The organism is Paenibacillus solisilvae (genome assembly GCF_042656405.1).
Taxonomy (GTDB): Bacteria; Bacillota; Bacilli; order Paenibacillales; family Paenibacillaceae; genus Paenibacillus_Z; species Paenibacillus_Z solisilvae.
The window spans coordinates 1-4,897 of sequence record NZ_JBHSOW010000150.1 but is presented as its reverse complement, the minus strand read 5'-3'; the positions used below and the strand labels follow the sequence as shown (position 1 = coordinate 4,897).

Sequence of the window (4,897 nt, the reverse complement as noted above, 5' to 3'; positions counted from 1 at the left end):
GTATCGACTTCATCCGTATAACCTGCTTTCCGAATCACCTCAAAAGCGTTTAGCCACTTTAGAGTATGAATTGCAATGTGATTGGATTTGCGATGCTATCACGAACGAAGTCTACTAAAGTGTGGACTTTTTTTATCGGACAATGTTCTTGTCATTTTGCGATGACAAGAACGATAGCTCAACAAATACCAGGAAGGCATCCGACCAATCGGATGCCTTTTCGTTACGCTAACCGGCAGGTAGTTATGATATATGTCCAATATGTTTTTGGGAAGATGACCCCTTCCAAGAAATAAATGTATATGATTTAGGAGCCAATAAGATTCCGTTAGTGGGGGTAGCGCCAACATTTTGACAGTTTTATACGCTAGGCCTTAGCGGACACGTATTTTCCCGTTTTTTACGGCCTTAGCGGACGTAAAAAGCCGAATTCAGATCGCCTGATGACCGATAATGACGTTTAGTGGACATGGGCTTAGAGTAAAGAAAATCGCCATTCATGCATCTTTACGTCCTTAGCGTATAATTTCGTTAAAATGTTGGCTGAACCCCTAGTAGAAGGGCAAAAGAATTATGTTCAGTATGGTGCTTGTGAAAAGGAAGCGACCCAATTCGTTAGAAAACCAAAGGATGATAAAAGAAGAGACCCTGATTGGAAGCCTTAGCATTTACGAGATTCATAACAGATGGTAGAATTAACCTCAATAAACGACGAAAACGCCCCAAGCTTGGTCGGCAAAGGCGTTCTCTCGTTACAAATCCCGGGCATTCGTATGCCCCTATGAGGTTATGCACCTATTTTAGCATGGCCTTATCGGGTATGGCAACCATCGGTGCCCCATTAACGAGGAGGTCATTTTTCATGTTTGAAACAGTTGTCGCCATGCGAGGAACCGTCTACGAGAAGGGTTACGGCCTGATCGCCCAGAAGGCCATGCGAGATAAGAACCTAAGCTCAAAGGCCAAAACGATCTACGCTTATCTATGTTCGTTTGCTGGTAGCGGCGAGGAACGGTCAGCATTCCCCGGCGTCGATATGATGATGGACGAGCTGGGATTCAAGAGCAAAGACACGTTCTATAAATTCCGTAACGAGCTGGAACAGGCTGGATACATATCGATTGAAAAAGACAAAGACGAGCGTGGCCGCTTTATGCGTTGCGTGTACCGTATCGAAGCGTTTGTTACGCCAAAACAACCACTTCCTAAAAATCAGGACGGTGATTCACCATATCCTAAAAATCAGGATACGGAAAATTGGGATACGGAAAATAAGGACGCTATAAGTATCAATTCTAAAAGTATCAATTTAAATAATGATTGTTTGATTGGGGCGGCAGAAATCGTTGCCGCTTCAGAGCAGGTTTCTTCAAGTTTAGAATCTGCCGAATCATACGAAATAGAAATCTATGAAGCCCTACAAGAACACGTCCCCAAGAACTGCTTCGTGAACGGGATCCCGTTAGGGATGGCCGCTATAGCCGAGTTTTATCTAATGCTCATCAAGCAATTCCAAAATCGCCTTTCACCTGAAGTCGTCCGAATCGCTTGTCAGCTTTATTATGACCGTAGCCAAGGAATTGCGGTGTCCAACCCTACGGGATTCTTCCAAGTTGCTTATGGTGACGCCGTGAAGCTCTGGAAGGCAAAGCGGAATAAAGGGGGCGGGCATTTATGAACGTCTGGCGAGCTACAGGATAATTCGGTATTAGTAAGTGCGACGAAGATGGTTTCCGGTGGAGGATGCAGCCGCGAAGCGAGTCGAGCCTTGGGCGGCAACGGGCGTTCTTCCCGTTGTCCCCAAGGTGAGGCGAGCGAGTGGTACCGCAGCGTTAGCGGAGGCCACGCAACACACTACAACGAAAGCTACGGTGCACAGAGAAAAGGGAAAAGGCTTCCTTTGTAGAATTAAACTTATGTATGGACTTGATTAAAAGTTCTTACCTATGTGCAATAAGGTGGTGTAAAACATGAGTTTAAATGAATCAGATGGCAAAGTCCTATATGTAAAGCAAGTCGCGGCTCTTTTGGGTGAAACCGACCATACCATAAGGAATTGGCTTCGCGATTTTCGCCAATACATACCTACGAAAAAGCTTGATAATGGATATAACGGGTTTGATGAGGAAGCAATTAATGTACTTAAGAGTATACAAAGGTTATCGCGAGAGCTGAAATATAGCACAAAACAGATAGATCGATACCTTGCGACCAATGGCAAGGAGTTTGCGTCAGCGGAAAGTATCGCATCTCCAGCCTTAGTAAACGAATTTACACAGGAAATTACCGAGCTTAAAGAGATGATGCAAAATCAACAGCAGTTTAATAAAAGCTTGGTCGAACGATTGGACGCGCAACAAAGATTTATCGAAGAATCGTTAACGAAGCGTGACCAGTTGCTTATGCAAACCTTGCAAGAGATGCGCGAAAGTCGATTAGCCATAGCCGCAGCGCAAGAGGAACAGACCAAGAAGGGCTTTTTAGCTCGATTGTTCGGCAAATAACACAAACACAAACTCAGAAGCATAATGGGATTTACATTATCATTACAATAGACATCTTTTATTACCTTAAAGGATGACCCTTTTTGTATTTTAAGATAAAGTGAAAGAGTAGCAAGCATTGAATTTGTATATACAAATTCGAAAAAACGCTTGTTAGGGGTTCCCCCTAAGACCCCGAAATTCACTAGGGCTGCGCCCTAAAACCCCCAAGGAGTTGGAACCAAAAGGCTTCTTGCAGCGCATCTGGAAATCAAATGAAACCGAAATTCGTGCGCTTCATCGTACCTTGATCGCATCGAAAATCGAATCATTAATGAGCATAAATATACGCCGAATCTGGCAGAGGTGCCGAGAATCCAGAAAGAGATGTCCGTCCTACAAGGCGCGTTTAAGGCTCTTGATCGGGCGTTTCAAATCGGACGACAGCGAAGTCGAAGTCCCAAAATAGGGATCGCGGATGGGAGCGGTAGATCAATTTCACTAGAGCTCCACTCGCTCCCCTCGGAGTGGGGACAACAAAGACCACGTTGCCCCCAAACCTCGACTCGCTTCACGGCTATATAAAGGATGTCCTGCGGATTTACTAGATTAACTAACTTCCTAAAAGCAGCTTCGGCATTGAACTAACGTGCTTCGTTAGCGGAATGATGATTCGCGCAATGGTCCCAACCGGACGATCCGCTGACGATGCAAGCCAGGCCTGGGTGGATCCGGAGGGACGTACACCGTAACCTGCCGACCACCATCATACTCGAGCGTCTCTGTGACGAGCTCTCCCAACAGTGGCCAGAAAATCAATCTCGAAATTTGGCCAAATTCGTTCGTGAGTGCTGATTTTTCCTCCGTGGAACAAGTGCAAAAAACGGCCGCTGTTCGCATCGTTTGCGACAGGGCCGTTTTTGCGTTTTCGTAGGCTAGCTTCGATTTTCACCCCGATCCGCGGTTTGGAGGGGCTAGACTATTGTACATAATCAGGCATTTTGTACAGATGTACTGCTGAGCATTGAGCTAACGGGCAGGATAGTTGAAATGAATATGGTCAACAATGGAACGTGGGGCGATGTGAAAGGAGAAGTAACTAATGACTACAATGAAGTTAATAAGCAAAGAAAAAGGGATTGAATCGGTTCAAAAATGGTTTGAATTACCGCAATCAAACAAAATCAAAAAAGCTGTGTACCGCAGGAATCATGACATTAATGCACCTTTTTATACGCTAGATTTACAATGGAGTAAGGGAATTGAGGTTGATTTGGATGCTCTAACGGGTCAGATCGTGGAATTTAGACGGAAGGAACCTATCCTTGATACTGGTAAACCTTCAGAAATGGATCATGATGTATTCGAGATCCTTCATTCAAAGGTATTGGACGGGCTTGATAAGTTGGAGCTGCCAGTAGATGCTTCGGAACTGCTCGTTTTTAAGAAAAGCGTGGAGGGGAACAACGAGCGCTTCGAATTGGAGTATGCCCGCCAGAGGGACGGCTTTAACGTTCGCGACTATCAAAGGTTATATTTCGCCTTCAATAAAAAGCACGATATCGTGGGCCTCCGCGTGCGTTGGGATGACGTTGAATTTGTGACCATAGAGAAACACTTAACCATCGAAGAGATAAAACAGAAGTTGTCTCCTGAACAACTTGTGTTGGTGTATTCCCCTCGGCAAAAGAATCCCATTTATGCGTGTAAAGATGAATGGTTTGATGTAGCAACAGGGAGAAAAACAGTATCAGAAGAACTAAGTGTAGTTCGAATCATAAAATGGGAACAGCCAATTAACGTAAAAAAGAAAAAAATAAAAGCGCCTAGTAAACCCCTTATCTCCAACAAATTATTTGAGTCTTTAATATTGGAGGACGGGATAACCGAAATAGATTTAACCAATCCGCACCCTTTTAAGGGGGAACTTACTGAGGAAGAACAGAAGCAGTCCATTGAAATTGCCATTAGCTGCTTACAAGAGCAATATCCTGATGAAAGTGGACATTTTGCGTTGGTAAAACGGTCAGATAAACCAATGGTGGAATCGGAGTTCGGTAACATCGTTGTACGATTCCATCGAGTAATAAACGGTATACCATCACTCGGAACCGCAATTCAGATATGGGTGGATCGCAATAAAGGGAAGGTTTTAATGGTGCATGACCCCCAGGAAATGTGGGAGGAAAAGGCGGGCAACAAAGTAGATACAAGCCAAGATGTGATCCCCGTTGAAACCGCATGGTCTCAACTAAAAGATAAGATTGATCTTAAACTCGGGTATCGACTTCATCCGTATAACCTGCTTTCCGAATCACCTCAAAAGCGTTTAGCCACTTTAGAGTATGAATTGCAATGTGATTGGATTTGCGATGCTATCACGAACGAAGTCTACTAAAGTGTGGACTTTTTTT

At 44.3% G+C, this 4,897-nt stretch carries 5 protein-coding genes; all 5 read left to right on the top strand.

Going from position 1 to position 4,897, the window contains the following annotated elements; genetic code table 11:
- Positions 1-250 precede the first annotated feature (250 nt).
- Entirely contained in the window at positions 251-355 is a 105-nt protein-coding gene (locus ACFPYJ_RS33125) for a CPCC family cysteine-rich protein (RefSeq protein ID WP_379192879.1), read from the top strand.
- Positions 356-536: 181 nt separating this feature from the next.
- Positions 537-665 carry a CPCC family cysteine-rich protein gene (locus tag ACFPYJ_RS33120; protein WP_379192877.1) on the top strand — a complete coding sequence of 43 codons (129 nt, stop codon included), beginning with the start codon at positions 537-539 and terminating at the stop codon, positions 663-665.
- A 197-nt stretch (positions 666-862) separates the two neighbouring features.
- On the top strand, positions 863-1,678 hold the full coding sequence (locus ACFPYJ_RS33115; protein ID WP_379192875.1) for a helix-turn-helix domain-containing protein: 816 nt from the start codon (positions 863-865) through the stop codon (positions 1,676-1,678).
- A gap of 292 nt (positions 1,679-1,970) precedes the next feature.
- A complete protein-coding gene (locus ACFPYJ_RS33110; protein WP_379192873.1) occupies positions 1,971-2,504 on the top strand; it encodes a helix-turn-helix domain-containing protein in 534 nt (177 codons plus the stop codon).
- A 1,081-nt stretch (positions 2,505-3,585) separates the two neighbouring features.
- On the top strand, positions 3,586-4,881 hold the full coding sequence (locus ACFPYJ_RS33105; protein WP_379192871.1) for a hypothetical protein: 1,296 nt from the start codon (positions 3,586-3,588) through the stop codon (positions 4,879-4,881).
- The last annotated feature ends 16 nt before the right edge of the window (positions 4,882-4,897 follow it).

Bases quoted from the DNA above. Each gene is read 5' to 3' on its own strand.
- ACFPYJ_RS33120 (WP_379192877.1), top strand. From the start codon at position 537: ATGTTGGCTGAACCCCTAGTAGAAGGGCAAAAGAATTATGTTCAGTAT.
- ACFPYJ_RS33115 (WP_379192875.1), top strand. From the start codon at position 863: ATGTTTGAAACAGTTGTCGCCATGCGAGGAACCGTCTACGAGAAGGGT.
- ACFPYJ_RS33110 (WP_379192873.1), top strand. From the start codon at position 1,971: ATGAGTTTAAATGAATCAGATGGCAAAGTCCTATATGTAAAGCAAGTC.
- ACFPYJ_RS33105 (WP_379192871.1), top strand. From the start codon at position 3,586: ATGACTACAATGAAGTTAATAAGCAAAGAAAAAGGGATTGAATCGGTT.